Raw genomic sequence first — 25685 nt, forward strand, 5'->3', positions numbered from 1 at the left:
TGGAGGACGGGGGATACCCCGCGTCCTCCATCGCCCGCCAGGTCAGCTCAAGTGCGAATCGCTGCTGCGGGTCCATGCTCTCCGCCTCGCGCGGAGAGATCTTGAAGAACGAGGCGTCGAAGCGGTCGGCGTCCTCTATGAAGCCGCCCCAGACGCTGTTCGTCTTCTCCGCACCGCGCCTCGGATCTCCGAACCAGCGTTCTTTCGACCAGCGTTCCGGGGGCACCTCGGAGATCAGCGACCGTCCTGCGACAAGGTGCCGGCAGAGTTCCTCAAGGGTGTTGGAGCCAGGGAACCGCAGCGACAGGCCGATGATCGCGACGTCGTCCGCGGTGTGCTCCGACCCGGCCGCGTTCATCGCTTCGCTCCCATGGAGGACAGGGACTGCCGGCGGTCGGCAGTCGTTCGCAGCTTCAGCCCGGCTTCCGACGGGGCACCCATGTAGTTCTCCTCGCCCATGACGAACTGACGGTTGAGGACGGCCGTCGAAAGCAGATAAATAAACGCCTGGTCCTCTTTGGTGCTGATCTCCGCAGTCGGGGTCTTCATGATCTTGCCGACCAGCTTCCTGGCGAAATTCTTGTCGATGCAGTCGACCTTTTCCAGCTCCGCATCGGAGAGCACCAGCTCCAGATAATCCGGTCGCTGCTCCTTGAATACGGCACTTCCCGGGGCCCGATACGGCTGCTTCGGCCGCGTGATGCTTATCTCCGGCAGCTCATCACGGAACGCGTTTTTAAGTATGGCCTTCTCGACGAATCCGTCGTCGAACCTCAGATTGACGGAAGCAGCCGCACGCACGACGGCCGGGTCGAGGAACGGGCAGCGGTTCTCGACGCCGTGCGCAAGGCCCATACGCTCCCCCTGAGTCGAGAGCAGATAGCCGGGCAGGAGTGTCTTGTACTCGATCCATTGGGCTTTCTGGGTCGGGGTGAGCCCCGCGTAGCCAGATGTGTCACGAACCAGCCCGAGCATGTCCGCGAACGGTTCGGCGCGCTCTTTCAGCAGGCGTGCGGCGAATTTCCCATTCTGGTAACGGAGTTCATGCGAGAAGAGTCCTGGAAGCTGCTCGACGGAGAACTGCTGGAAGAGCCCCGCCAAGTGCGCCCAGTGCGCGGGGCCGAAATGGTCCAGCTCCGGATGGAGACTTCCCGTCTTCGTTCGCCTCTCTTCGTCGGAGAGTTCGCTCCAGGAAGCGCGCAGGAGTGTCTCACGGAAGAGCGAGTACCCGAGAAACGCCTCGTCGGCTCCCTCACCACTCAGGATCGTCTTGATCCCGGCTTCGCGCACACGGCGCGACAGGAGGTACATCGGGACGAACGCGGTGCGGAACGCGGGCACTTCGGCGTGATAGACCGCCGACAGGAAATTCTCCGCGATATCGGCGCTCGACACCGCGATGGACGAGTGCCGGGTCCCGAGATGCGCGGCGACCACTTGCTGACTACTCGATTCGTCGAAGGTTTTGTCCTCGAACTCGACCGAGAAGGTGCGTACCTCACTGCGTGAAAGATCCGTCGCGAGTTTCGTCACGATGGACGAGTCGAGGCCGCCGCTCAGATAGACGCCGACCTCCACATCGCTCCGCAACCGCATCTCGACGCTCTCTCGCAGCACCTCGCGTACGTGAGCGACCGCGTCGGCCTCCGATCCGGTGAACGGCTCCACGTCGAGACGGAGCTCGTCGTAGGTGCGAATCCTGGAACGCCCACCGCGCAGGGTGAGGAAACTGCCCATGGGGAGCTGGCGGATGTCCGCGAACGGCGTACCGTCCGGCAGCGGCGTCCATACCGCGAAGACCGACGCCAGCTCACGGGGGTCCAGCTCGAAGCGGAAGCCCGGGAACGCCTGGAACGCCTTCATCTCCGACGCGAAGAGGAAGTCCTCTCCGCGGTCGGCATAGAAGAGCGGGCGCTTCCCGAACCGGTCACGCGCGAGATGGAGTTCGCCCGAGACCGCGTCCCGGATCGCTATCGCGAAAGCGCCGTTGAAACGCGTGAGGCACTCGGGGCCCCACTGAATCCACGACTGAAGGACCACCTCGGTGTCCGAGTGCGTGCGGAACCGCCTGCCAAGCCGTTGCAGCTCCGCGCGGAGTTCGACGTGGTTGTACAGCTCACCGTTGAACGCGATCCAGTAGCGTTCTGTAGCATCCGCCATCGGCTGCTGGCCCGACGAAAGATCAATGATCGACAGCCGCACCGATCCCATCGCGACGCCGTCGTCGAGGTAGTAGCCCGCCTCGTCCGGCCCTCGGTGCCGGATGCGGGACAACATTGCCGTCATCACTTCGGGCACGGCACCGGCGTCGAGTCCGGGCGACACGAATCCAGCTATTCCGCACATGCCGAACCTCCCCGCAGAGCATCGCTCCTGCCAGATTTCTTCTCCACGAAGGAATCGATCGCAGCGAGTGAGACAAAGACATCCAGCAGGACATCTTCGTCCGATATCTGAAGTGAAAATTCTTCCCTGAGAAACGCCAGCATCTGAATATAGCCGAACGAGTCGATGACCCCCGCCTTGAAGAGATCCGTCTCGTCAGTCAATTCGCCACCGAACTCGACGAGAAACTGCTCTTCGATGAACTGCCGGATTGTCTCTGTCCTGCCCATGTCTCAGACCATGCTTTCGCTTTGAAGGGGCGTGGCGACAGAATCCCGAATTCTGTCCACCATGCGGAGCAGAGAGCGACCGCCCATTTCCTCGCATTCTAGAGAGGAATCCAGGGCGAGTAGATGGTGCACGCTGTCCACCCATCGCACCGGCTTGACAAGTTGCTCGCTCAGTATCTTTGCGATCGTGCCCCGTTCATAGGGCAGCCCGGTGACATTGGCTATCACCGGCGTCCTCGGTTCCGAGAACGTGAATCCGAGGAGAAAATCCTCGAACTCGGTACGCGCCGACTCCATGTAGCGCGAATGGAACGGCCCACTGACTCGCAGGGGCGCGAAGCGAATACCCCTTGCCTTGAGCGACTCGTGGGCGGCGTGAAGCGTGTCCGCGGTACCGGCGATGACGAGTTGTGAGTCGGTGTTGAAACCTGCCAGATCGATACCTTCCACGCCGTCCTGTTCGAAGGCGGCGAGGAGATGGGATGCCGACAGGCCCATGACCGCCGTCATTCCGCCACCGGACGCTGCGGCCATCAGCTTCCCCCGCTTCTCGACCAGCCTGAGGCCCGTCTCGAAGTCGAAGGCCCCGGCGGCGAGGAGGGCGTTGTATTCGCCAAGGCTGTGCCCGAGGTAGTAATCGGCAGGCCGGTCCTCGCGGCGCTCGCGCTCGAACGCATGCATCGCATTGACGACATAAAGGGCAACCTGTGTATGTTCGGTTTGCGAGAGCAATCCGCCCGGATCGTCACGACACCGCTCAACCAGGTCATACCCCAGAAGGTCGCAGGCCCACCGGGTCAGCCCGGGATAGCAGTCGAACAGATCCGTGCCCATTCCCCGGAACTGTGCTCCCTGACCGGGAAAGAGAATCGCGAATGGCATTGACGCCTCTCAGGTCGATATCCGGCTTCGACTACCCGGACGACACTCGGGGGGCCACCCTTCGGCGCACCCGCAGGGGCGGGGGGTCTGTCCGCACACATGGCCTCCCATTTACCGAATATTCATCTGACGTGGCCCGATGTGTCTGCCTGACCGCACCGAAGCCCGTCGGCCGCGCCACCGCCCCACCGCGCCGTAGCTCGCCGATCCGCCCGACGCACCGGTTCCGGAACATCGTGCGCCGCCACCCTTGCGACAGGCTGGTCCGAACGCTGACGACCCCTTGCCGAATCCTTTCCTGCCGCCTGCGGTGACCCCCGTGACGCGGCTGTCGACGGATTGCTGATGGCAATCCGCTATGTTAATATTACTTTCTGTGTTATATTTATCACTCTCTGTACGATCAGGCATTGCAGTCGCAAACGCGTGAACGATTGGGATTCGACATGCCCGAAGCTCAGACGTCGAGCCCACTGCTCCTTTCAGGGCACACAGGGCAAGCCGGCTTACCGGGACCGCTGCTGAGCGTCCTGGGCCCGATGTCCGCTCAGCACGACGGACGCGACCTCCCTCTCGGCCCCCCGCGCAGGCGAGCGTTGCTCTGTCTGCTGCTTGTGCGTCTGGGCAGAGTGGTCCCCACCGAGATGCTCATTCAGGAGTTATGGGGAGATAAACCGCCTCGCCAGGCAGTTGCCACGCTCCAGAGCCACATCTCCCATTTGCGCCGCGCGCTCGACCTGGAGACGGGACAGGGCAAACCCTCCGTACTGCGCTACCGGGCGCCGGGGTACGCGCTCCATCTGCGCCCCGAGAATGTCGACGTCCACCGCTTCGAGCAACTGGTGCGTAAGGGGCGGAAGTTACTGCACGAGAGGGAGCCTGGCGCCGCACATGCCCGGCTCGGCGAAGCGCTGGAACTGTGGCGCGGCTCCCCTTACACCGAGTTCGCCGCCCATCAGCCGCTCGCCGACGAGCGCACTCGGCTGGAACAATCCCGGCTCACCGCGATGGAGTTCCACGCCGAGGCCGGACTCGCCATCGGAGCGGCCGATGAGGTGATGGTCGCGCTGAGCGCGGAAGTGCGCCGGCACCCGACACGCGAACGTCTCGTCGGCCACCTGATGACAGCTCTGGCCCGACTGGGGAGACAGGGCGAGGCGCTGGAGCTGTACGAGCGAACCCGCAGCCATCTCGTCCAGGAGTTCGGTGTGGACGCGGCCGTCGAACTCCAGCGCGTCCACACCGCCATCCTTCGCCAGGAGCCCGGCGTCGGCGGACCCGCCGACGAGCCGTCCGACCGTCCCGACAGGCCCGACAGATCCGACCGGCCCGACCGGCCCGACGGGACGGTGACGACCCCGGCAGCCGAGCCGTACCCTCCCGTACCCCTCGCCCCGTTGCCCTTCATCGGCCGGGAGCAGGAGCTGCATCGCCTGATGAACGCGGTGTCGGGCGCGGGCGCCGGGCGCGGGCACATCGCCTCGGTCATCGGCCCCGCCGGCATCGGCAAGACACGTCTGCTGATGGAGCTCGGCGCCCGGATCGAGGGCAAGGGCGAGTCGCCGGAAGTGATCACCAGCCAGTGCCTGCCCTTTGAAGGAGTCTCGCCCTACTGGATGTGGACGCAGATTCTCCGCCGGCTGTCGGCCACCCGGCCGGACAGCTTCCTCTCCGCGTCGGCACCCTTCAGCGCGCAGCTCGCCCCGCTGCTGCCCGGACAGCCGGCCGGACCCGAAGCCGTCTCCGAGGCCGATTGGGCCCAGGCCAGGTTCCGTACGTATGACGCGGTCGGCGAGGTGCTGCTCACGCTGGCCGTGCAGCATCCGATAGTGCTGTTCGTCGAGGACCTGCACTGGGCCGACGCCGCCTCGCTCGACCTGCTCAGGCTGCTCTGCGCCCGCTGCCAGGGCTACCCGCTCAGCATCGTGATGACCGCACGGAACTGGGGAACCGCGTCCGATGACCCGGTGGGCCGGATACTGACCGAGATCCTCAGAAGTCCCAGGGCCGAGACGGTGAAGCTCGGCGGGCTCCCCCTCGACGCCATCGGGGCACTCGCGGAGGCACAGGCCGAATCCACGGTGGACGCGGAAACCATCCGCCTACTGCACCAGCGCAGCGGGGGCAACCCGTACTTCGTCCTGCAATTCCTCTCCCTCCTCCGGAAACCCCACGACGCCCGCACCACCGGCATCCTCCTCTCCAAAGTCCCGTCAGGCGTACGCGAGGTGATGAACCAGCAGTTGTCCGCGCTGCCGGAGACTGTTCTGCGGGCGCTACGGCTGTGCGCCGTCATCGGTGCGGAGGTCGACATCGACCTGCTGTACCAGACCACGCCCGAGAACGAGCAGATGACCGAGGCGCTGGAGACGGCGGTCGGACTCGATCTGCTGCGTGAGGACCCGCTCAACCCGGGACGGCTTCATTTCACCCACGCCCTGGTCCAGGAGACGCTCGTCGGCGAGATGTCGCACGACGAGCGCAGCAAGGTGCACGCGAAGGCCGCGCGAGAACTGAGCGCCCGGTCGCACCACTGGGCGGAGGCCCAGGAGGACGAAGGGATCGAGCGGGTCGCCCATCACGTCTGGCACGGCAGAGACGCGGTTCCGTCCCGGTGGGCGCTCCCCCTGCTGGTGCGTGCGATCGATCAGGCCGAACGGCGCAGGGCGTACGAACAGATGGAAGTCTGGCTGCGCCGCGCCGCGCATGTGGTGAGCTTCCTGACGCCTCATGACATTGCGGCCCAGAGCCTGGAGCGACGGCTGTACCTTCAGCTCGGGCGGTTGCTGGGCGTCGTCCGCGGCTACGGTGACGCCGAGGCGGAAGTGGCACTCCGCCGGGGCCGCGCTCCCCGCGCGACAGCCCAATGGTCGAAGGACCCGGCCATGCTCATATCCATGTGCATGACACATTTGACCACCGGCCGCTACCGGGAATCCCTGCAGTTCTCGGGGCTGCTCAGGATTCTGGCCGCCCGGACCCGGCACCCCACGGCCATGCTCGGCACGGCGTACGGCGAGGGGCTCGTGCTGTTCGTGAGCGGCCGACTGCCCGAAGCGCTCACGACATTGGAGCGTGGCATCGAGGCAGCGGACCTGGTCGCCCGGGAGAGTGAGAAATGGGAATGGAGGCCCCGGAACGATCCGCGTATCACGCTCCGTTGCCATGAGACGTTCCCTCGCTGGCTCCTGGGCGACCGGGCCGGCGCCACCGAGCGCCGTCTGGAACTGCTGCGTATGACCGAGAGCGGCATGGGCTCTCACGACCGGGCGTTCGCCCTGTATGTGGACGCGGTGGTGGCGGCCCTGGAAGGCGACGTGGCCACGGCGCAGGCATCCGGCGCCGAAGGAAGCCGGTTGGCGGGCAAGCACAGGCTGCCCCACTGGCAGGCGATGCTGGGAGTTCCGCAGGGATGGGCCCTGGCCCACTCCGGCCACGAGAACGAAGGCGTCCCGCTGATGCTCAAGTCTCTGGCCGAACTACGCCGGTCCAGAACGCGCTTCTGGCTCCCGCTTCATCTGGGCCTCCTCGGCCAGGCCCAGTACCACGCCGGGCAGCAGGAGGAGGCGACGGCCACCCTCCGGAAAATGGCCCGGACGATCGAACGCCGCAAGGACCGCGTCTATCTCAACAGTGCTCTGCCCGCCACCCGGCTGCTCCACAAGCTCCTGGGCCACAACGGAGCGGAGACGATGCGGCAACGGTAGGCGCCGAAGGCCGTGTCCGCCCGCGAGCGGATCAGCGGTAAAGCCCTCCACAGGGACCCGGGGCGCCCTGTGGAGGGCTTACCTCTTGGCGCGCACTGCTGCGGGTCAGAGGTCACATGACGCGGTCGGCGACAGGCGGGCGGTGCGCGTCGGCCAACAGGGTGCGCAGCTTGCCCGCGGGCAGCGGGGCGCCCGGATCGTCGGGCGGGGACGGCGTCGGGCCCGCGTTGGGCAGGTCGGCCAGGAAAGCCCTCATGGCCTCGGGGTGCGCGCAATAGGCCACCGCGTACGCGGGGGTCTCCGGCTCGAAGCGCCAGGTCTCGGCCAGGCTGCCGGCATCGACGGTGTCGAAGCCCAGCTTGTCGATGAGGGCGGCGGCTGCCACGTTCGCCTCGGGGTCGTTGCCGGCGATCGGCAGGGCGGTGCGGTCGGCGGCGCCCGCGGGACGGGCGAGCGACGCGATGTGGAAGGCCGAGATGTTGTTGAACGCCTTGACGAGCTTCGCTCCGGTCAGGTGCCCCTGGACCAGCTCTGTCGTGGTGGTCTCCTCCGCGTCGAGCACCTCGATCCGCCCATCCCGGATCGGGTAGTAGTTGATGGTGTCGAGCACGGTCTTGCCGGCCAGCTCCGCGGCCGGAAGTTCCCGGTAACGGTCCAAAGGAATGGACACCACCACCCAGTCACCCGCCCGGGCCGCCTCCTGCGGCGTCGCGGCCCGAACACGCTCGCCGAGTTCTGCGACTTTCCCGGCCAGGCTCTCGGGCCCCCGGGAATTGGCCAGGACAACATCCATACCCGCTGCCACCGCGAGGCGGGCTATCGCGGTGCCGATGTTGCCGCTGCCGATGATGCCAAGTGTTGCCATAACAGGCCTCCCCACACCATGATCCACGGTCCGCTGCGAGGCTAACAGAACCTCAAATCGCCCTGGGGGAGTCATGAGTTCGCCCCGGCGCCGGGCCGGGGCGTCGGGCGGGGCCGTGGGGCGTCACGACCAGGCGCCGAACGCCCACATGATCAGCCCCCAGCCGCCCACCATCACCACGGCGGCGACGGCCAGCCACAGGAACACGCCCCACGGCCACACCACCGGGTCGGGCGGCTCCGGCGGCTTCACGGGGCAGCACTTCGAGCAGTGCGGGTCGTCGGGCATCCCCGCAGCATGGCGCGGTGCGCACCGCGAACGACCCCCAGCGGCGCGGACTTCATCCGGACGGGCGATGAGCCGATGGCATGTCCGAGTCGGCCGGTTTCGCGGGTGCCGCGGCTATCCTCGGACCGTGGGGAGCCGGTGGAAAGGCCATGTCACGCGCCATCCGCTCTGGGGCGCCGTCGAGTTGACGCTCGCCTGGCATGTGGTGCTGGTGTTGTTCGCCGAGGTGATCCTGCCTCCGCTGGCTCCGTCCTGGTTTCCCGACCTGGGCGCCACCGTGGTCAACGCGGTCTGCTTCGCGGCCGTCTGGTGCGTGCTGTGGCGGTGGAAGTGGCTGCGTGCGTCGGGCGTCGCGACGCCCGGCCGGGGGCGGCGCTGGTGGCTGGGCCTGCCGATGCTGCTCGTCGCGTGTTCCTACGCCGTCGGGGGTGTCGACGGCAGCGCGAGCGTGATCGTCAGCTCGCTGGTGTCGCTGCTGTGGGTGGGCATCAACGAGGAGGCCTACAGCCGGGGCCTGGTGCAGCAGGCGCTCGGACCGCTCGGGGCGATGCGCGCGGCGGTCGCCGTCGGCGTGCTGTTCGGCCTCGGCCATATCCAGAACTACCTGTTCTTCGGCGCCTCGTTGGACGACACGCTGTGGCAGATGCTGTCCGCCGGGCTCTTCGGCTTCGTCTGCGCCGGGCTGCGCTACGCGATCGGTTCGGTCTGGCCTCTGGCCCTGGTCCATGCCTTTGACGATTTCTTCCAGATCCGCTCGCCGGGTTCGGCCCCGGACTGGTGGGAGGCGACCGTGTACGTCTTCTACGTGGCGTTCGGGGTGTGGCTGCTGCGGCGGTACGGCACCGCAGGCGCCACGGACGTGGACGGCGCCGCCGCCGGGAGTCCTGATGAGCGCCCCGAGGAAGCCCCCGGCGCGGGTGCGCTCTGAACCTCGTCCTCGGATGGCACACCGGGCCGACGGGACGTTACGCGGCGGCCCGCACCTCCTGGGCGGCGTCGCTGTGGAGCGCCACCCGGACCAGGGCCGCGGCGAGCCGGGGGAGGTCCTCGCCGGACACCAGCTTCTCCAGGGACGCGGCGCTCGTCGGCAGGCCGACGCGCTCGGCGCCCTCCAGCGCCTTGCGGCCGAAGTACGGGGCGCACTCCGGCCACACGCCCTGCGCCTCCCGCAGGAAGATGTCGACCCCGGCCGGTCCGATGCCGGTGATCTCCCGCAGCAGCTTCCGCGGGTCCCCGGCGTCGCGCAGCCGCCGCAGATCGCCCTGGTACTCGCGCAGCACCAGCTCGGCCGCGTCGCCGAGCTGGGTCGCGGTCCGCTCGTCATAGCGGCGGTAGCCGCCCTCGCCGAGCGCGTCGACCCGCTGCTGCCAGGTGGCGTCGGCCATCTTCCGAGGATCGCGCATCCCGGCGTCGAAGAGCGCGCGTGCGGAGGCCACCGCGATGTCCGCCTTGATCCGGGCGGACAGCAGATGGGCCAGCACCAGCAGCTGGTAGAGGGGGCCGGGGGTGTTCCGCAGGGTGATTCCGGCGTCGGCCGCGTACGTCGTGCCCTGCCGGTCCAGCAGACTGCGCACCACGCTCGTGTTCTTGTCCTTCCCGTTCCCGCTCATCTCGGAAGCCCACCTCCTCGCTGAGATACGGATTCACTCCGGTCCGCTCCGCAAGATCTTCCAGACGCGGGTGGCCACCTGGAGGTTGAGCCTGCTGTCCACGTCCGTCAGATCGCGGCCGCTGATCTCGCGGATGCGCTGCAGCCGGTAGCGCAGCGTGGAGCGGTGGATGACCAGGGCCGCGGCCGTCTCGCTGTAGTGGCCGCCGCTGTCGAAGTACGCGGTCAGGGTCTCGACCAGGTCCGTCCGGTGCAGCGCGTCGTAGTCCAGCAGCGGGCCCAGCCACTCCCGTACGAACTGCTCGACCTCCTGCTGCTCATCTCCGGTGCGCAGAATGCGGTACAGGCCCAGATCGTCGAAGAAGGTGATGCCGTACGCACTGTGCGAGCCCTGCCGGACCTCCAGCGCGCGTAGCGCCTCCTGGTACGAGCGGGGTACCTCATGCGGGGTGTCGCAGCGGCCGCCGACGCCTACCGCCCCGGCCGGTGAGCCCAGCTCCCGGCTGAGTGCCGTGTGCAGCGCGCGCTCGGCCGGGCGGCCCCGCGTCACCAGCACCGCCGTACCGGAGCGGCGGGTCGGCAGGACCCGCAGCCCCAGCCCCGAGGCCGCCCGGCGGACGGCGCGCACGAACCCGTCGTCCGCCGGTCCGTCCGCCCAGCGCACCGCGACCACATGGTGCGGCCCGTGCAGATCGTGGCCGACCGCCTCGGCGCGGGCGTAGGCGCTGGTGTCGTCCGCGCCCGTGAGCAGATCGTCCACCAGCTCGCGCCGCAGCCGCAGCTCCAGCTCCGCCAGCTCCCGCAGATGCGCCAGCTCCAGGGCGAGCGCGGACGCGGCGTGGTCCAGCGCGCGGACAGCCCGCTCGTCCGCCCGGCCCTCGGGGTCCACCAGGCACAGCGCGCCCAGCAGCTCGCCGCGCGGTGCGGCCACCGCGACCAGCCGGTCCCGCACCCGGGCCGGACGGGACCGGCGGGCGGCGTCGCGCAGCAGCTCCTCGCGCTGCGCCGGATCGGGCTTGGGGTACGGATCGGGGCGCCCGGGCCCCGCCCAGGTGCGCAGATTGCCGAACCGGTCCTCGACGGCGGCGGGCAGACCGGTGACGCGGTGCAGCGCGCGGGCGATCCCCGCCTCGCCGTCGCCGCGGGCGGCGGCCCGGGCGAGGGCGTCGTGCACCTCGCGCAGCTGGCCCAGGTCGGAGAGGGCGCGGTCCAGCCGCCGCCGGATCGCCTCCCGCTCGCCCCGGGCCCTGCGCAGCTCGGCGGCCTGGGCGCGCTCCCGGCGGTGGGCGGCGGCGATGGACAGCGCCGCGGAGGTCTGGTGCACCAGGAGGGAGAGCAAGAACCGCTCGTCCTCGCCGGGCCGGTCCCGGGAACTGACCACCAGCGCACCGCGCAGCCCGTCCGGCGCCCGGATTCCGTCCGGGGCCCGTACGCCCTCCGGCGCGCGCAGCCCGTCCGGCCCCCGGACGTCCTCCGGCTCCCACGGCCCGTCCGGCCCGTGCAGGCCATCGGGGATGCTCAGCCCGTCCGGCTCGCGCAGGGCGAAGGCCCACCCCCAGGCCCGCCGGGGGAAGCGCACCGGCCCGTCCCGGCCCGCCAGCTTCCGGACCTGCGCGTCCAGGGCCGCCGTGGCCCGGAAGCCGTCGTCCGGGCAGCGCACCAAGCCGTCGCCGAGCAGCAGGTAACCGGCCTCGGCACGCCCCGGGCCGACCGTACTGACCTGGGCCATCGCCCGGCGCAGGATCTCCGTCTCGTCCCGGCCGTCGAACATCGTCAGACAGCGCAGCATCAGCTCATCGGCGACACCTGTTGGGGTCATGCGGTCACTCCGGGGCGTCCTCGGCGCTCTGCCTCCTCGGCACGTCACTGCGCACCGGAGTACCCATTTCCCGGCGAATCACCGCAAGAGGGCGAATTGAGGGCGGTAATTTCGACCTCGGGGACGCAGGCGCATCGTCGTCCCGCCTTGTCACCCTGACGGCGTGGGCCTCGGTCCCCGCCAGTGGTCCCGCCAATGGTCCGGCCAATGACGGGCCACGCGGACTCGGCCGCGTCCGGTCACGTCCGGCCGCGTCCGGTCCGCGCGGTCCACTGGTGGTGACGCGAACGTCCGGCCGCCCGCTACGGCAAGGAGGGTGACGCCATGGCTATCGAGCCCGACCCCCATCTGTCGATGGTGCGCCCGGTCGCCCCGCACACCCCGCAAGGGTGCGAGGAGTGCCTGCGCCTGGGCTCGCCCTGGGTGCATCTGCGGCTCTGCCTGACCTGCGGACATGTCGGTTGCTGCGATTCCTCGCCGCTCAAGCACGCCCGCGCCCATGCCGCCGTGGCGAGCCATCCCATCGTCGAGCCGCTGGAGGCGGGCGAGGAATGGCGGTGGTGCTACGTCCACGAGGCCCTGGTCTGACCTGCCGACAACCATCACCACGGAGGTGAAGGACGATGAGCATGCCCGTCCGACGACACCGGGGCGCAGGCCCCCTCGAACGCCCCCGGGGCTGGAGCCGCAACCCCCTGGCGGAATTCGACGAACTGCTCAGCCAGATGGGCGGACTCCTCGAATCCACCGTCGGGGCCGCCCCGCCCGCCCTCAGCGCATGGGCGCCCGCCGCCGACGTCACCGAGGCCGACGACGCCTACCGGATCGAAGTGGATCTCCCGGGCGTCCGGCGGGCCGATGTGGATGTGGAGGTGAGCGGCCAGGAGCTGACCGTCTCCGGCGAGATCGGGGAACGCGAGCGCGAGGGCGTGCTGCGCCGCAGCACCCGCCGCACCGGGCGCTTCGAATACCGGATGCTGCTGCCCGCCGAGGTCAACACCGAGGCCGTGAAGGCCGGGATGACCGACGGTGTGCTGACCATCACCGTCCCGAAGGCCGAGGCCGTGAAGCCCCGTCATGTCGAGATCACCGAGAGCGGGGAGATCGGAAGCCGGGAGCAGGCCGAATACTCCGGCAGAACGCGCATGACGGACGAGGCCACCGAGACCCGAGGGACCCAGGAGATGCAGGGTGCTCGAGGCATGCAGGGTGCTCAAGACGCCCAAGGTGCCCAAGGGACCCAGGGAACTCAAGGCACTCAAGGCACTCAAGGCACCCAAGGGACGCAGGGAGCTCAAGACACCCAGTGGACCCGGGGAACTCAAGGATCTCAAGGCGCCCAGGGAACCCAAGGCTCCCAAGAAGCCCAAGGAACCCAGGAGTCCCAGGAATCCCAAGAGGCCGAGGAGACCCGCACATCCGGCTGGGGGTTCCGCAGCCGCAACCGCTGAACCCACCCACTGAACCCCACGAACCCCACCCGTTCAACCCGACCCTCTCCACGGCGGCGCCCCACCCGGGCGCCGCCGACCAATGCCCGGCTTCTCCCGGGTTCTCCCCCCTCCGCGGGTACATCCGGACGGCCAATGTCCATTTTTCCTTTCCCCAGCCAACGGTTGATCAGTAATCTCGCCTCAGCAGCGGGTTGCCCTGCCGCTCTTCGTCGTGCTCCACTGCCCCGAGGACGCGGACGACCCCGAGGGCGGCCCCGAAAGCCGGAAGAGGGCGAAGGAAGTGCAGGACGTGGAAGCTGCCTGGCGGCCGGAGGGCATCGACACCACAGGCGAGGACGAACCACCCCGAGGCGGCGTCCCTCCGGCGAGGCGTGCGATATGACTTCCACACCGGGCGGGCCGAGACGTCGGGGCGGCGCCGGGGACGCCGAGGCGGACAACGACAGGCTGCGGCGGTTCGCCGCGATCTGGAGCCGCGCCGTCCACCCGATGGCCGACACCACCATGACCGTTGACGAGTTCGAGGGCTATCTGCTGCCGCTCGCCCACCGGCTGAGCGAGGCCCTGCGCACCGCCCCCTTCGACACCGCCGACGCCTACGAGGTGGGCGCCGCGCTGGTGGGCGCCCAGTGCGCCGAGCCCGAGGCGCTGCCCGCGATCCTCGGCATCATCGACGCCTACCTGGTGCTCTACGCCCCGCCGGACCCGTCGATGAGCGACGAGGACGTACGGGCCCGCTGCGCCCGGCTGCAGCACGCGCTCGCCGCCGGATTCGTCCGGGAGCTGCGCCAGCGCGAACGCGACGAGCGCAAGGCAGTCTCCCGCGCCGCGCTGACCGCGCGCGTCGAGGCCGAGAAGGCGCTGCACGCGAGCGAGGCCAAGTTCCAGGCCGTGTTCGAGGGCGCCGTGATCGGCGTGGGCATCGCCGGGCTCGACGGCGAAGTCCTCGTCGTCAACGACGCGATGGCCAGGATGTTCGGCGGCTCCGACTTCTTCCGCCCCGGCCGCAACGTCAACGAGTTCGTCCACCCCGACGACGCGCCGGGCGTCCACGAGCTGTACCGCGAGCTGGTGAAGGGCGAACGCGACCACTTCCGCATCGAGAAGCCGCACTACCGCGACGACGGCAGCGTGCTGTGGACCAACCTCACCGTCACCCTGCTCCGTGACTCCGGCGGCGCGCCGCAGTATCAGCTCGCGCTCGCCGAGGACATCACCGAGCACCGGCTGCTGCGCGAGCGGCTGCGCTACGAGGCCACCCACGACGAGCTGACCGGGCTGCCCAACCGCACCCTGTTCCTGGAACGTCTCGACCAGGCGCTCGCCGCCGCGGCCGACGCCCAGCGCTTCGGCGTGTGCTACCTGGACCTCGACGGCTTCAAGGCCGTCAACGACAGCCTCGGGCACGTGGCGGGGGACCGCATGCTGCGGGCCGTCGCCGAGCGGCTCCAGGGCTGCGTCACCTCTCCGCACGAGCTGGTCGCCCGGGTCGGCGGGGACGAGTTCCTGGCGCTGGTCACCGGGCCCGCCGCGCAGGCGGACGGCACCGCGATGGCCCGCCGGATGCTCGCCGCGCTCGCCGACCCCGTCCAGGTCGAGGGCCGTGAGCTGCGGGTACGGGCCAGCATCGGCGTCGTCGACGGGCGGGCCGGTGAGATCGGCCGGGCCGAGGTGCTGCGCAGCGCCGACATCACCATGTACCGGGCCAAGGCCGCGGGCGGCAACCGCTACGAACTCGCCGACGCCGACTCCAACGCCCGGGTGATCGCCCGTCACAGCCTCAGCAACGGGCTGCCGTCGGCCCTGGAGAACGGCGAGTTCTTCATCGAGTACCAGCCGCTGGTACGGCTCACCGACGGCACCGTACGCGGCGCCGAGGCGCTGGTCCGCTGGCTCCACCCGGTGCACGGGGTGCTCGGCCCCGACCAGTTCATCCCGCTCGCCGAGGACACCGGCCTCATCGTGCCGCTCGGCCGCTGGGTGCTGGAGCAGGCCGCCCGGCAGGCCCGCGACTGGCAGGACGCCGCCGAGTGCGACGCCGAGCGGCTGCGGGTCAACGTCAACCTGTCGCCCTGCCAGCTGAGCCACCCCACGCTGGTGTCCGACACCGTGGCGGTCCTGGAGAACGCCGGACTGTGCCCGAGCGCCCTGTGCCTGGAGGTCACCGAGAACGACCTCATCGGTGCCGACGAGGACGCCCTGCGGCCGCTGCGGCAACTCGCCGACCTGGGCGTGGACATCGCCCTGGACGACTTCGGCACCGGGTACTCCAACCTCTCGTACCTGCGCCGCCTCCCGGTCAGCACCCTCAAGCTGGACCGCTCCTTCACCCGCGGCATGCAGCGCGCCCCGGCCGACCCCGTCGACGTCAAGATCGTGGAGGGCATCGTCTCGCTGGCCCACACGCTCGACCTGGCGGTCACGGTGGAGGGCGTCGAGACGGCGGTGCAGGCCGAGCATCTGCGGATGCTGGGCTGCGACACCGCCCAGGGCTGGTACTACGCCCGCCCCGGCCCCCCGGAGCGGCTGCACACCCTGGCGCTGGCCGACGCCAGCTGAGCGCCGTACGGGCGGGCCGGTCGCCCCGGCCCGCCCGTACGCCTTATCCCGGCGCGCCCTGCTCCGGCGCGTCCAAGTCCGGCGCGCCCTACTCCGACGCGTCCAGCAGCCGGGAGCGGATCAGGAAGCGAACGCCCTCCGGCGCCTCCAGCGAGAACCCGCTGCCGCGCCCCGGCACCACGTCCACCGTCAGATGCGTATGGCGCCACCGCTCGAACTGCGACGCGGACATCCAGAACCCCACCGGCTCCTCGACCCCGTTCACCTCCAGCTCCCCGAGCAGCACATCGGACGCGCCCGTACGGAACTCGCCCAGCGGAAAGCACATGGGCGCGCTGCCATCGCAGCAGCCGCCCGACTGATGGAACATCAGCGGCCCGTGCGCCGCCCGCAGCGTGCGGATCAGATCGGCCGCGGACTCGGTCAGGTCGATGCGTGAGACGTCCGGCATAAGAAACCTCCGGGCTTCAGTGTGGTTCCCGACCGACCATCTATAAAAGACCGCAACCGGAAACCGTCAACTCCCCACCGGGTATTTATCATTGTCCACAGGAATCGGTCCTGTTTTCCACTAACCTTTCCTGACACGGCATCATCGTCCGCCCCGGTCACGGGCGGGTGCGCACTCCACGGGGGAGGAGTCCGTGCGTGAAGACTTGGGTTTCGAGAAGCTGCTCGGCGAAGAAGGATTCTTCGCACATCTGCTCGGGCGGTCACCGTCGGGCGCCGGACGGGAACCGCTGTACGGGCCCGACATCCCGGTCGTGCTGCTCACCGGCGGCCCCGGCATGGGCAAGGGCCGGCTGTTGCGCGCGGTGCGGGACAATTTCGCGGCCAGGGTGCCCGTGGTCCATCTGGATTGCGGCTCACCGGTGTACGCGGACCGGGCGGAGCCGGAACCGGGCGCCCGCTCGGCCGCGACCGAGGCACTGGTAGAGACAGCCCGGCGGCTGGCCACCTGGCAGGGGACGGGCGGCTCGTTCGCCTTCCCCCGCCTCTTCGCGGGCCTCGCCGTGATCGCGACCGGCGCCACGGGAGGCACCCCCGCGGCGGTCGCGACGGAAGTCGAACGGTACGAGGAACTGCCCCAGAAGCGGCGCATCCCCGGCCTCAGGACAGGTGACTTCTGGAAGGGCGTGATCTCCGGCTCCATCCGGAACCTGCTGACGGCCCTGTCCGGGCAGGCGCTCGACCCGTACTCCGCGGCGGTGAGCAACGCGCTGCTGGACGCCCTCTTCCAGTCCCTGGCACCCCGGGGCAAGGTGGAACTGGAGCGGATCTACGGCGGATACCCCGGCGCGGCCGGGCAGCCCAAGCACGGGCTGAGCAATCTCGCCGCCGACTTCCGGGCCCGCGGCGAGGCACGGGAGCTGGCCGAGGCCTTCCTCTTCCGGGCGCTGCGCGAGGACCTCGAGGCGGCGTACGCGTCGGCGTCCGGCTGGCTGCGCCGGGTCGGCCGCCCGGGGGTGCTGCTGGACCACGCCGAATCGCCGCTGGGGGAGCGGCTGCTGCGGGCCGTGCTCACCGACCGCCGGGGCGGGCAGCGCGACCGCGTGGTGATCGTGGGCACGGCGCGCCGTGCGGACGGCGGCGCGTTCCTGCACGGGGGCCTGCCGACGGAGGAGGTGGTTCCGCCCGCGGAGTTCCGTCCCGCCGACGGCGGTCCGCCCCCGTGGTCGCGGGCCACGGATGGCGGATCGGATCGGACTCCGCTGGCCGACGGGGTGCTGCTGCTGCGGATGCCCTTCCTCACCGGGGACCAGCTGCGCCGGGAGACCGAGCGCGGACAGACGCACATCGAGCCGGAAGGCGGCGCCAACCGCCGCCGCATCGACGCCGCCGTGGCGCGGCTGAGCGGCGGACGGCCGCACACGGTGATCCGGCTGGCCGCCGCTGCCGCCGCCTTCCGGATGCCCGCGGACGCCAACGACCGGGACATCCTCGCGGCCCCGCTGCGGCTCACCGGCGACGGTGTCCCCGAGCGGCCGGTGGCGGACGTACTCCTTCAGGAACTGCTCCTGGACCAGCTGCCGGTGGGGCTGCCCACCGAGCACTGCGACGAGTGGCTGGATCTGCTCACGCATCTGTCGGTGGCGCACGACGAGGAGTGCGCCGACGTCCTGCTCCGCCACCACCAGTCGGGCCATGTGAACCTCTTGACCGCACACCATGTGGCGAAGCTCCTCACCGACACCGGGTGGCCCCGCTGCGCACGGCACTTCATCGGGGACTTCGGGCTGCGCCAGATGCTGGTGCACCGGCTGTACGGGCTGCGCCCCGGCGGCGCCGCCTGGTACGCCGACCACCACCTCCTGAGGGACCACTACGCGCGGCGGGCGGCGGACGAGGGTGCGCCCGGCGCAGGCGCGTTCACCTCGGTCGTCGCACACCGCATGAACCACCATCTGGTGTCCGGCGGCGCGGACGACGTGGCCGCCCATCTGACCGCCACCCTGCCCGGGCGCCCGGGGGAGTGGTGCGCGGAGCTGCTGGAGATCGCCCAGGCGCCGTATCCGGGCGGCGCCGACGCCCGGCGGGAGCGCGCCCAGGGCCTGGTGACGGCGGAGGGACCGGCGCTGCGCCGCACCGTCGACCAGCTGCTGCACGCGGTGTGGCTGTGCGAGGAACGGACCAGGCCGACCGGGCAGGAGACCGCCCGCACCCTGGCCAAGCTGCTGGAACTCCTCTCGATCATGGAGTTCGACGGGGCGGGACAGCTCCGCAGGACGGCCACCCACTGGAGCGACCTGGCGGCGAACGAGCAGCCGTTGCTGCGTTGCGACTGCACCGAACAACTGGGGCGAAGGAGATAACGGGGATGCCCAGGTGGAAGAAGCTCCTCTACACACTGCTGGCCGCGGGGGCGGTCACGGTGTGCGCATGGCTCGTGCTGTCGTTCATCCAGAAGCCGGACACCTGCGCCGACGGGATCGACCGGATCGACGGCGAGTGCATCGGCGTCAACGGCGAGGGCTACGACTTCGGCACGCCGGAGATCCGCGACGTCTCCCGGGCCATCGCCCGCGAGAACGAGAAGATCGACGGCCAGCCGCATGTCACCGTGGCGATGATGCTGCCGCTCCAGTCGGACAAGGCGGCGCTGCGCCGACAGATGCGCAGCGACCTCCAGGGCGCGTATCTGGGGCAGCTGCAGGCCAACGAGGGCGAGGGAGAGCCGCCGAAGATCCGGCTGGTTCTCGCCAACTCCGGACGGGCCTACGGGCAGCAGGAGAAGGTCGTGGCCACCCTGCTGCGGATGGCCGACTCGCCCGAGGACCGGCTGCGCGCGGTCACCGGCTTCAACCTCAGCCTCGATGACACCCGCAAAGCGGTCAAGCAGCTGACCAAGCACAAGGTCCCGGTCCTCGCCTCCCGGATCAGCGGGGACGAGATCGCGAACGAGGACCGTACGGACGGGACGGCGAAGCAGCCGTTCCCCGGCCTGGCCCGGCTGATCACCACCAACCACGACGCGGCCCAGGCACTGGCCAGCTTCAACGGCGAACGGGGCCGGCAGAACCAGAAGACGGTGCTGGTCTACGACAAGCGCAGCGACGGCTACAACGAGTCGCTGGCGAAGGCGTTCAGCGGAATCGAGGAGAAGGGCCCGCCCGGCCCCGCCGCGATGCCCTTCGAGTCCCCGGCCATCGACGAACCGGGCTCGACCGGCAACCAGTTCACCCAGACGGCCAACAACATCTGCGACTCCGGCGCCGACACCGTCTACTTCGCGGGCCGCACCCTGCACCTGCGGATCTTCGCGCTCAAGCTCGCCCAGGTGGACTGCGCGAACCGGCACTACACCATCGTCAGCGGCTCCGACGCGGCCTCGCTGCGGCAGGACATGACGCTGAAGGACTGGCAACAGCTGCGCGGCGAGGACGGCAAGGCCAAGGTGACGGTCCAGTACGCCGCCCCGGCCCACCCGGACGCGTGGAGCACCGCGCTGGCCGCCTGGAAGAAGGGGTGGAGGAACGCCCACCACGACCGCGAACCCGCCAAGGCGGACCTCCCCCAGTACCTCACCGAGCCCAAAGCGGCCCTGGACACCCTGAAGAAGCGGATCGAGACGACGCGCGGCGAGGGCATACGGCTCGGCTCCACCCCGGACCTGGAGGACTCCCGGACGATGCTCGTCTACGACGGTCTCATCACCATCGGACAGGCCCTGCACGACGCCCAGGAGGGCAACGCCGAGTCGGTGCCCAGCCGCGAGGACGTCGGCGGCCAGTGGTCGCTGCTCCAGTCCCGGCACCGGGTGCGCGGCACGAGCGGCCTGATCTGCCTGACCAGCAGCGGAAACGCGTACGACAAGCCGGTCGCGGTGGTCGAGCTGGACCCGGGCCGGGAAGGCCGCGGCAAGCTGAAGTTCGTCGGCCTGGGCTGGCCCACCGGCCGGGTACAGCCGAAGAACTGCGTGATCCCCAGCGGTACTCCCTGACCGAGCTCGGCTACCCAGCACGACGGGGCGTTCAGCGGTGCACGTCTCGTCCGAACCTCAGATGGGCGGCGAAGCGGGTCAGGGGACTTCGGGGGGCAGGATGTTGAGGCCTGCGACCTTCTCGTCGGCGTCGAACGCCACCCGGGCCTTCATGTCCCCCGCCTCGTAGCGCAGCGGGACGTCCACGACCGTGTGGTCGCCGATGCGCCGGACGAACGGTGCCGGCTCGCCGAAGCCCTCGAACGCGCCCACCAGGCCCGCGACCGTGGCCATGCCGCTGCCCCGCACCTCGTCGGTGAACGCCTCCCGGACCTGAGCGTTGAAGGACTGCCGCGCTTCCTCCATGCGTCCTTCGATGACGTCCGTGACGATCTTGACGGCACGCTCCGCGGCGTCGGTCATGCGTACGGTCTTGTCCATGGGTTCTCCCGTTCGGGGATCGATGGGCTTGCCGAACCGCTGGAAGGCGGCCTGGCGGGTGACTCCGAGCAGGTCCCCGATCTCCTGCCAGGTGTGGCCGGCGTCCCGGGACTGCTGCGCGCACAGTTTGAGTACCTGTTCCGCCAGATCGTCCACATCCCGCGAGTGCCGGACCAGATCGAGGTAGTCCGGCGGAGTCAGTGGGTTGCCCACCGCCTCGGCCAGGGTCGACGCCCGCTGGGCCAGCAGGGCGGTCAGAGAAGTCAGGCTCATTGATGAATCGACCACGCGTAAAGGATGCCTTTACAAGCCTGGTGGTGTCAAGGATTCCTTTACATCTGATCCGGCCCGCACGCCGGGAGCGCCAACCACAACAAAGACCGCCGATCAGCCCGGTGTGACCAGGCGACCACCGACGAAGGTGTGGGTGGGGGTGAGGTCGCGCAGGGCGTCGCCGGGGCAGTGGGCGGGGTCCTGGTCCCAGATGGTGAGGTCGGCGAGGCGACCGACGGCGAGAGTGCCGCGCACGTGGTCCTCCCCGCACAAGCGGGCGGCGTTGACGGTGTGCAGAGTGAGGGCTTCGTCGTAGGTGATGGCGTGCTCGGGGCCCTTGACGCCGATGACGGTCTGCCGAGTGGTCATCCCCCAGACGGAGCGCATGGCGCCGAAATGACCGACGGGAAAGTCGGACCCGGCGCTGACCTCGGCGCTCAGGTCGATCCAGCCGCGGGCGGGGAAGAGACGGGCGACACGCGCCGGGCCCCAGAAGCCCTCCTCCACCTCGGCGGTGTCGTGCAGCAGCGGCTGCTGGATGGTGACGGGGATGCCCAACGCGACGGCACGAGCACGCTGTTCGGGTCCGGCCAGACCGCCGTGCTCCATCACCAGCGTGCCGGCGGGCAGGCCGGGGTTGCGCTGAAGGACGCGTTCGTAGACGTCCAGGAGGGTGCGGACCGCGCGGTCGCCGTAGGCGTGGGTGCCGACCCGCCAGCCGCGCCGGACCACGGCCTCGACCGCCTCGACCAGCGCGTCGGGTTCCCAGATCAGCATCCCCGAGAAGGCGTGGTCGCAGGCGTACGGCTCCTCGGTGGCCCCGGCCTCCAGACCGCCGTCGAGGCCGAACTTGACTCCCCACACCCGCAGCCAGGGGTCGGACTCGTAGCGCCACTCCTCCATGGTGTCGAGCAGGTCCTCCACCTGGGCCGCGCCGGTCATGCCGAGCGCGGAGATCAGGGTCCGCACCCGGGTGTGCAGCGCCCCGGCCTCGCGGGCGGCGCGGAGCACCCGGTAGTCCTCGGGGGTGACGGCGCAGTCCCGCACGGTGCCGATGCCGGTGGCGGCGTAGTCGCGGGTGGCCAGGCGCAGTCCCTCGATGCGCTGGGCCCGGTCCGGGGCCGGGACCAGGTGCTCCACCAGGTGCAGGGCGTTGTCGATCAGTCTGCCGTCGAGCTTGCCGTCGGCGCCGCGGCCGATGGTGCCGCCCGGCGGTACGGGGGTGTCCTCGGTGACCCCGGCGAGGCGCAGCGCGTAGGTGTTGACGACGTCGTTGTGGCCGCCGCGCTTGACCAGGACCGGGTGCCGGTCCGTGGCCTGGTCGAGTTCGGCCGCGGTGGGCATGCGGCGCTCGGCCAGGTTGAGTTCCTGCCAGTTGGTGGTGGTGCGAATCCACTCGCCCTCGGGGGTGACCGCGGCCCGCTGCCGGATGAGATCGAGGAACTCGGGGATGTTCCGGGCCTGGTGGACGGGGACGTCCTGGGCGCCGAGCGCGGCGTAGATCAGGTGGGTGTGGGTGTCGTCGAAGGCGGGCAGTACGGTGGCGCCGGGCAGGTCGTGAACCTCGGTACCGGCGCCCACCAGGTGATCGAGGCCGTCGGGGTCGGGGGACAGGGCCGCGATACGGTCGCCCCGCACCGCCAGCGCCCGCTGCGGGGCCTGGCCGGGCACCCGCGTGTGCACCGCGGCGGCCCGGACCAGCAGGTCGGCTCCGTGCTCAGTCATCGTCTTCTCCATACCCTCGGGTCGCGCTTGGCCGACCGCTTGTCCGCCACGTCGCTGACCAGACCGTTGTACGGAGCACTAGCCGATCTGCGGGCATTCTGCTGCTGTTCGCGCAGGAAGTACGCCATGGAAACGGCCCATCTTGCGGATCGTGCGACAGCGAGGAGGCGACGGGCAGCGCGGAGCCCGGCGATCCGCCGGGATGGGTCTCAAGGCCGTCACTGGTTGTCGGGCGTGGCCCAGGCGACGAGCTGGAGGATTACCCCGTTCGGGTCGGTGCTGGTCCCTGACGCCCTCGGGCAGGGCCTCGATGCCGCGTTGCAGAAAGATCACGTTGACGGCGTCCTCGCGGACCAGGGAGGCAAAGCCTTCGGCGGCCATGGCCTCTTGGAAGCCGAAGTGCCTGGTCAGGAATGTGGCGGAGGCGGGGACTGCTGTGGCGCGAGCCCGGGCAAGATGGCCCCCGGCGCGGCCCCAAGCAGGGCCTTACGGTCGACGCGGTCGTCCAGGCCGCCGTCGGGCTCGCCGACTCCGGTGGGCTGGACGCCCTGACCATGCGCAGCGTTGCCCACCAGCTGGGCGTCACGCCGATGACGCTCTACACGTACGTCCCGGGCAAGGCAGAGCTGCTCGACCTCATGCTGGACGCCGCCTATCTGCGGATGCCGCGTACCGATCACACAGCCGCCCCGTGGCGTACGAGGGTGGAGGCCGTCGCGCGCGAGAACCGCGACCTCTATAGGCGCCACCACTGGGTGGCGACCCTGCCCACCACGCGCCCGCCGCTCGGTCCCGGGCTCATGGCCAAGTACGAACACGAACTGGGCGCGTTCGACGGCCTCGGGCTCGACGATGTCGAAATGGACGCGGCCCTCACCTTCCTGCTGGACTTCGTCCAGTCCGTCGCCCGCGCCGACCTCGATACCCAGGCCGCCGCCCGCGACAGCGCCATGTCCGACGAGCAGTGGTGGGCCGCCAACGCGCCACTTCTGGCCAGGGTCTTCGATCCTGCCCGGTTCCCCCTCGCAGCCCGGGTCGGAAGCGCAGCGGGTGAAGCTCACCAGAGCGTGTACAACCCCGAACACGCCTTCAGTTTTGGGCTGCGGTGCATCCTGGGCGGCCTCACCCACCTGATGGTGAGCCGTTCCCGATAACGACCTCACATGCCGGCACCAGGGAACCGGGAGGCGCTCTACCGGCGGACCGCCGAGATCAGTCCGCCGGGCCGCTCCTCGCGCTGCGGCGGAGTGCTGATCGGGCGGCCGTAGGCGGCAGCGCGCTCGCGCAGGGTGTGGCTGGCGGCCTCCCAGCCGTGTCCGGCCAGCCAGCCCACCGGGTCGTCGGGCATCTCCGAGACCCACATGGACGCCGCCGATCCCGGCGCGGCGTCCGCGCCGAAGCGCTCGATCACGCCGCGCGAGCCCAATGTCAGCCCCATCCGACTGCCTGCCGCCGACTGCGTACTGATCCGGGCCAGCAGTTGCTGCACCGCGTCCTCGGGCAGGTAGATCAGTAGTCCTTCGGCGATCCACGCGGTCGGCACGGCCGGGTCGTGCCCTGCGGCGGCCAGCGCGCCCGGCCAGTCCTCACGCAGATCCACCGCGACGGTGATGCGCTCGCAGCGTGCGACGGCCCGCTCCTGGCGCAGCACCGAAGCCTTGAAGTCCAGTGGCGCGGCGGTGTCGACCTCGAACAGTCGGGTGCCCTCGGGCCAGTCCATCCGGAAGGCCCGGCTGTCCATGCCGGCGCCGAGCAGCACGACCTGCCGGACCCCGGACGCGGATGCCTGCCGCAACAGGTCGTCCAGGAACTTCGTCCTGATGACGATGGAGAACGACACGGCCAGCCGACGGCGTCGCGCGGCCTCGTCATCGGGCAGCGGCGGCGAGGAGGGCCACAGGCCGCCGGCGGTGGCGAAGGCCTGTGCCAGTGGGTCGCTGAACAGTGCGTTCTCTCGCTCGGTCTCCAACGCCCGCACCCTGGCCACCCCCACCGCCGTGGCCCACACTCCCGACGGCTGCACCCGCTCCCGCTCATCAGTCACCGCGCCAGCCTAGATAATCGATTCCACCGCCGTGCGGGCGATGAGCTTTCCCGGGCCCCGGTCGGGCAGGGGGATCAGCGCAGTCCGGCGAAGAGGTCGTTCTCGGGTACGGCCGCGCCGGTGGCGTCCTTTACCCGTACGTAGGTCTCCATGCCCATCAGCTCGCCGAACCGCTCCTTGCCCATCTTGAGGAAGAAGATGTTCTCGCCCTGACTGGCGTGCGCGGCCAGCGCGTCGAACTTCTGACCGCTGAACGCGATGGTGTCCACCCACGTGGTGACCTCATCGTCGGGGAGGCCGATCTCGGCCATCGCGGCGGCCTCGGCAGGGTCCGGCTCCGGCATGTCCTCATTGAACTCGCGCATGATCTCGCCGAACCGCTTCATCGTCGAGTGGGGCATCGTGGTCCAGTACACCTTCGGGGTCAGCGTGGTCATCTCCAGCGCCGCCATCGTGATGCGGTGGGCCTGGATGTGGTCGGGGTGGCCGTAGAAGCCGTTCTCGTCGTAGGTGACGACCACATCGGGTTGGTAGTGCCGCATGAGTTCCGCGAGCCGGGCGGCGCCTTCCTCCACGGGGGTCTGCCAGAAGGATTCGGGGGCGTCGTTGCTCGGCCAGCCCGTCATCCCGGAGTCGGCATAGTCCAGCATCTCCAGATCGCTGATCTTCAAGACGTCACAGCTCGCCTTGAGTTCTTGACGGCGCATCAAGGCGACGGCCGCCGGATCGTGTCCGGGATCGCCCGGCTTGATCCCTCCCGGTCCGTCACCGCAGCCGCCGTCGGTACATGTCACGAGAACCGTGCGGATGCCTTCCGCCGCGTACCGCGCGAGGACGCCTCCGGTTCCGGTGGCCTCGTCGTCGGGGTGGGCGTGTACTGCCATGAGCGTCAAGGGCCGGTCAGTCATGAAAAGTCCTCCTGCGGAAATGCGTCTTGATCCGAGTGCGCGGCGGGCGTACCGCGATCCTGGGGCCCGGAGCCTG

21 protein-coding genes are annotated in these 25685 nt (G+C 69.8%); 8 read left to right on the forward strand and 13 right to left on the reverse strand.

Annotation, left to right across the window (positions count from 1 at the left end; genetic code table 11):
• From ABZ370_RS41070 to ABZ370_RS41085, 4 genes are all read right to left on the reverse strand, one after another.
• Positions 1 to 358 (reverse strand): polyketide synthase (locus ABZ370_RS41070; protein ID WP_358632685.1); only part of this gene is annotated, 358 nt, incomplete at its 3' end.
• Entirely contained in the window at positions 355 to 2325 is a 1971-nt protein-coding gene (asnB, locus tag ABZ370_RS41075; RefSeq protein WP_358632688.1) for an asparagine synthase (glutamine-hydrolyzing), read from the reverse strand. The genes asnB and ABZ370_RS41070, both read right to left, overlap by 4 nt.
• An 8-nt stretch (positions 2326 to 2333) precedes the next feature.
• Positions 2334 to 2615 (reverse strand): acyl carrier protein, encoded by a 282-nt coding sequence (locus ABZ370_RS41080; protein WP_358632691.1) that lies wholly within the window; start codon positions 2613 to 2615, stop codon positions 2334 to 2336.
• Positions 2616 to 2618: 3 nt separating this feature from the next.
• Positions 2619 to 3497, reverse strand: coding sequence for an acyltransferase domain-containing protein (locus tag ABZ370_RS41085; RefSeq protein ID WP_358632694.1), 879 nt, complete (start codon positions 3495 to 3497; stop codon positions 2619 to 2621).
• A gap of 539 nt (positions 3498 to 4036) precedes the next feature.
• On the opposite strand from ABZ370_RS41085, the gene ABZ370_RS41090 reads away from it, so the two are divergent.
• Entirely contained in the window at positions 4037 to 7204 is a 3168-nt protein-coding gene (locus ABZ370_RS41090) for a BTAD domain-containing putative transcriptional regulator (RefSeq protein WP_358632697.1), read from the forward strand.
• 112 nt (positions 7205 to 7316) lie between these two features.
• Here the strand turns inward: ABZ370_RS41090 and ABZ370_RS41095 are convergent, their stop codons facing one another.
• Both ABZ370_RS41095 and ABZ370_RS41100 read right to left on the reverse strand, forming a co-directional pair.
• The gene (locus ABZ370_RS41095; RefSeq protein ID WP_358632700.1) at positions 7317 to 8069 is read right to left on the reverse strand and encodes an NADPH-dependent F420 reductase; all 753 of its coding nucleotides are present in this window, start codon (positions 8067 to 8069) and stop codon (positions 7317 to 7319) included.
• A gap of 123 nt (positions 8070 to 8192) precedes the next feature.
• Entirely contained in the window at positions 8193 to 8357 is a 165-nt protein-coding gene (locus tag ABZ370_RS41100) for a hypothetical protein (RefSeq protein ID WP_358632703.1), read from the reverse strand.
• Positions 8358 to 8484: 127 nt separating this feature from the next.
• On the opposite strand from ABZ370_RS41100, the gene ABZ370_RS41105 reads away from it, so the two are divergent.
• Complete coding sequence (locus ABZ370_RS41105; protein ID WP_358632706.1) at positions 8485 to 9285, forward strand: CPBP family intramembrane glutamic endopeptidase; 801 nt, start codon at positions 8485 to 8487, stop codon at positions 9283 to 9285.
• Positions 9286 to 9322: 37 nt separating this feature from the next.
• Here ABZ370_RS41105 and ABZ370_RS41110 read toward each other — a convergent pair whose 3' ends face one another.
• On the reverse strand, positions 9323 to 9967 hold the full coding sequence (locus tag ABZ370_RS41110) for an endonuclease (protein WP_358632709.1): 645 nt from the start codon (positions 9965 to 9967) through the stop codon (positions 9323 to 9325).
• Positions 9968 to 10000: 33 nt separating this feature from the next.
• Positions 10001 to 11785, reverse strand: a complete 1785-nt coding sequence (locus ABZ370_RS41115; RefSeq protein WP_358632712.1) for a helix-turn-helix domain-containing protein — start codon at positions 11783 to 11785, stop codon at positions 10001 to 10003.
• A 324-nt stretch (positions 11786 to 12109) separates the two neighbouring features.
• Here ABZ370_RS41115 and ABZ370_RS41120 point away from each other — a divergent pair, with 324 nt between their 5' ends.
• From ABZ370_RS41120 to ABZ370_RS41130, 3 genes are all read left to right on the forward strand, one after another.
• Entirely contained in the window at positions 12110 to 12373 is a 264-nt protein-coding gene (locus ABZ370_RS41120; protein ID WP_358632714.1) for a UBP-type zinc finger domain-containing protein, read from the forward strand.
• Positions 12374 to 12414: 41 nt separating this feature from the next.
• Entirely contained in the window at positions 12415 to 13236 is an 822-nt protein-coding gene (locus ABZ370_RS41125) for an Hsp20/alpha crystallin family protein (RefSeq protein WP_358632717.1), read from the forward strand.
• 381 nt (positions 13237 to 13617) lie between these two features.
• Positions 13618 to 15798, forward strand: a complete 2181-nt coding sequence (locus ABZ370_RS41130) for an EAL domain-containing protein (protein ID WP_358632720.1) — start codon at positions 13618 to 13620, stop codon at positions 15796 to 15798.
• A gap of 88 nt (positions 15799 to 15886) precedes the next feature.
• Here ABZ370_RS41130 and ABZ370_RS41135 read toward each other — a convergent pair whose 3' ends face one another.
• Positions 15887 to 16249 carry a DUF779 domain-containing protein gene (locus tag ABZ370_RS41135; protein WP_358632723.1) on the reverse strand — a complete coding sequence of 121 codons (363 nt, stop codon included), beginning with the start codon at positions 16247 to 16249 and terminating at the stop codon, positions 15887 to 15889.
• Between the two features lie 193 nt (positions 16250 to 16442).
• Here ABZ370_RS41135 and ABZ370_RS41140 point away from each other — a divergent pair, with 193 nt between their 5' ends.
• A complete protein-coding gene (locus tag ABZ370_RS41140) occupies positions 16443 to 18611 on the forward strand; it encodes a hypothetical protein (RefSeq protein ID WP_358632726.1) in 2169 nt (722 codons plus the stop codon).
• A gap of 5 nt (positions 18612 to 18616) precedes the next feature.
• Entirely contained in the window at positions 18617 to 20239 is a 1623-nt protein-coding gene (locus ABZ370_RS41145) for an amino acid ABC transporter substrate-binding protein (RefSeq protein ID WP_358632729.1), read from the forward strand.
• Between the two features lie 78 nt (positions 20240 to 20317).
• On the opposite strand, the gene ABZ370_RS41150 is transcribed toward ABZ370_RS41145, so the two are convergent.
• Both ABZ370_RS41150 and ABZ370_RS41155 read right to left on the reverse strand, forming a co-directional pair.
• Positions 20318 to 20932: a DUF3887 domain-containing protein gene (locus ABZ370_RS41150; RefSeq protein ID WP_358632732.1), complete on the reverse strand. Its 615-nt coding sequence runs from the start codon at positions 20930 to 20932 to the stop codon at positions 20318 to 20320.
• A gap of 114 nt (positions 20933 to 21046) precedes the next feature.
• Positions 21047 to 22657 (reverse strand): amidohydrolase, encoded by a 1611-nt coding sequence (locus tag ABZ370_RS41155; protein ID WP_358632735.1) that lies wholly within the window; start codon positions 22655 to 22657, stop codon positions 21047 to 21049.
• Between the two features lie 413 nt (positions 22658 to 23070).
• Between ABZ370_RS41155 and ABZ370_RS41160 the strand changes: the two genes are divergently transcribed.
• Positions 23071 to 23811: a TetR/AcrR family transcriptional regulator gene (locus tag ABZ370_RS41160; protein WP_358632738.1), complete on the forward strand. Its 741-nt coding sequence runs from the start codon at positions 23071 to 23073 to the stop codon at positions 23809 to 23811.
• A 38-nt stretch (positions 23812 to 23849) separates the two neighbouring features.
• On the opposite strand, the gene ABZ370_RS41165 is transcribed toward ABZ370_RS41160, so the two are convergent.
• Positions 23850 to 24665 carry a class I SAM-dependent methyltransferase gene (locus ABZ370_RS41165; protein ID WP_358632883.1) on the reverse strand — a complete coding sequence of 272 codons (816 nt, stop codon included), beginning with the start codon at positions 24663 to 24665 and terminating at the stop codon, positions 23850 to 23852.
• Between the two features lie 110 nt (positions 24666 to 24775).
• Entirely contained in the window at positions 24776 to 25609 is an 834-nt protein-coding gene (locus ABZ370_RS41170) for a PIG-L family deacetylase (RefSeq protein ID WP_358632741.1), read from the reverse strand.
• Positions 25610 to 25685 lie beyond the last annotated feature (76 nt).

It is taken from the genome of Streptomyces sp. NPDC005962, from assembly GCF_040629205.1.
Taxonomy (GTDB): Bacteria; Actinomycetota; Actinomycetes; order Streptomycetales; family Streptomycetaceae; genus Streptomyces.

Coding starts and splice junctions, on each gene's coding strand:
- ABZ370_RS41080 (WP_358632691.1), bottom strand. CDS start 2,615: ATGGGCAGGACAGAGACAATCCGGCAGTTCATCGAAGAGCAGTTTCTC.
- ABZ370_RS41085 (WP_358632694.1), bottom strand. CDS start 3,497: ATGCCATTCGCGATTCTCTTTCCCGGTCAGGGAGCACAGTTCCGGGGA.
- ABZ370_RS41090 (WP_358632697.1), top strand. CDS start 4,037: ATGTCCGCTCAGCACGACGGACGCGACCTCCCTCTCGGCCCCCCGCGC.
- ABZ370_RS41095 (WP_358632700.1), bottom strand. CDS start 8,069: ATGGCAACACTTGGCATCATCGGCAGCGGCAACATCGGCACCGCGATA.
- ABZ370_RS41100 (WP_358632703.1), bottom strand. CDS start 8,357: ATGCCCGACGACCCGCACTGCTCGAAGTGCTGCCCCGTGAAGCCGCCG.
- ABZ370_RS41110 (WP_358632709.1), bottom strand. CDS start 9,967: ATGAGCGGGAACGGGAAGGACAAGAACACGAGCGTGGTGCGCAGTCTG.
- ABZ370_RS41115 (WP_358632712.1), bottom strand. CDS start 11,785: ATGACCCCAACAGGTGTCGCCGATGAGCTGATGCTGCGCTGTCTGACG.
- ABZ370_RS41120 (WP_358632714.1), top strand. CDS start 12,110: ATGGCTATCGAGCCCGACCCCCATCTGTCGATGGTGCGCCCGGTCGCC.
- ABZ370_RS41125 (WP_358632717.1), top strand. CDS start 12,415: ATGCCCGTCCGACGACACCGGGGCGCAGGCCCCCTCGAACGCCCCCGG.
- ABZ370_RS41130 (WP_358632720.1), top strand. CDS start 13,618: ATGACTTCCACACCGGGCGGGCCGAGACGTCGGGGCGGCGCCGGGGAC.
- ABZ370_RS41135 (WP_358632723.1), bottom strand. CDS start 16,249: ATGCCGGACGTCTCACGCATCGACCTGACCGAGTCCGCGGCCGATCTG.
- ABZ370_RS41145 (WP_358632729.1), top strand. CDS start 18,617: ATGCCCAGGTGGAAGAAGCTCCTCTACACACTGCTGGCCGCGGGGGCG.
- ABZ370_RS41150 (WP_358632732.1), bottom strand. CDS start 20,932: ATGAGCCTGACTTCTCTGACCGCCCTGCTGGCCCAGCGGGCGTCGACC.
- ABZ370_RS41155 (WP_358632735.1), bottom strand. CDS start 22,657: ATGACTGAGCACGGAGCCGACCTGCTGGTCCGGGCCGCCGCGGTGCAC.
- ABZ370_RS41160 (WP_358632738.1), top strand. CDS start 23,071: ATGTGGCGGAGGCGGGGACTGCTGTGGCGCGAGCCCGGGCAAGATGGC.
- ABZ370_RS41170 (WP_358632741.1), bottom strand. CDS start 25,609: ATGACTGACCGGCCCTTGACGCTCATGGCAGTACACGCCCACCCCGAC.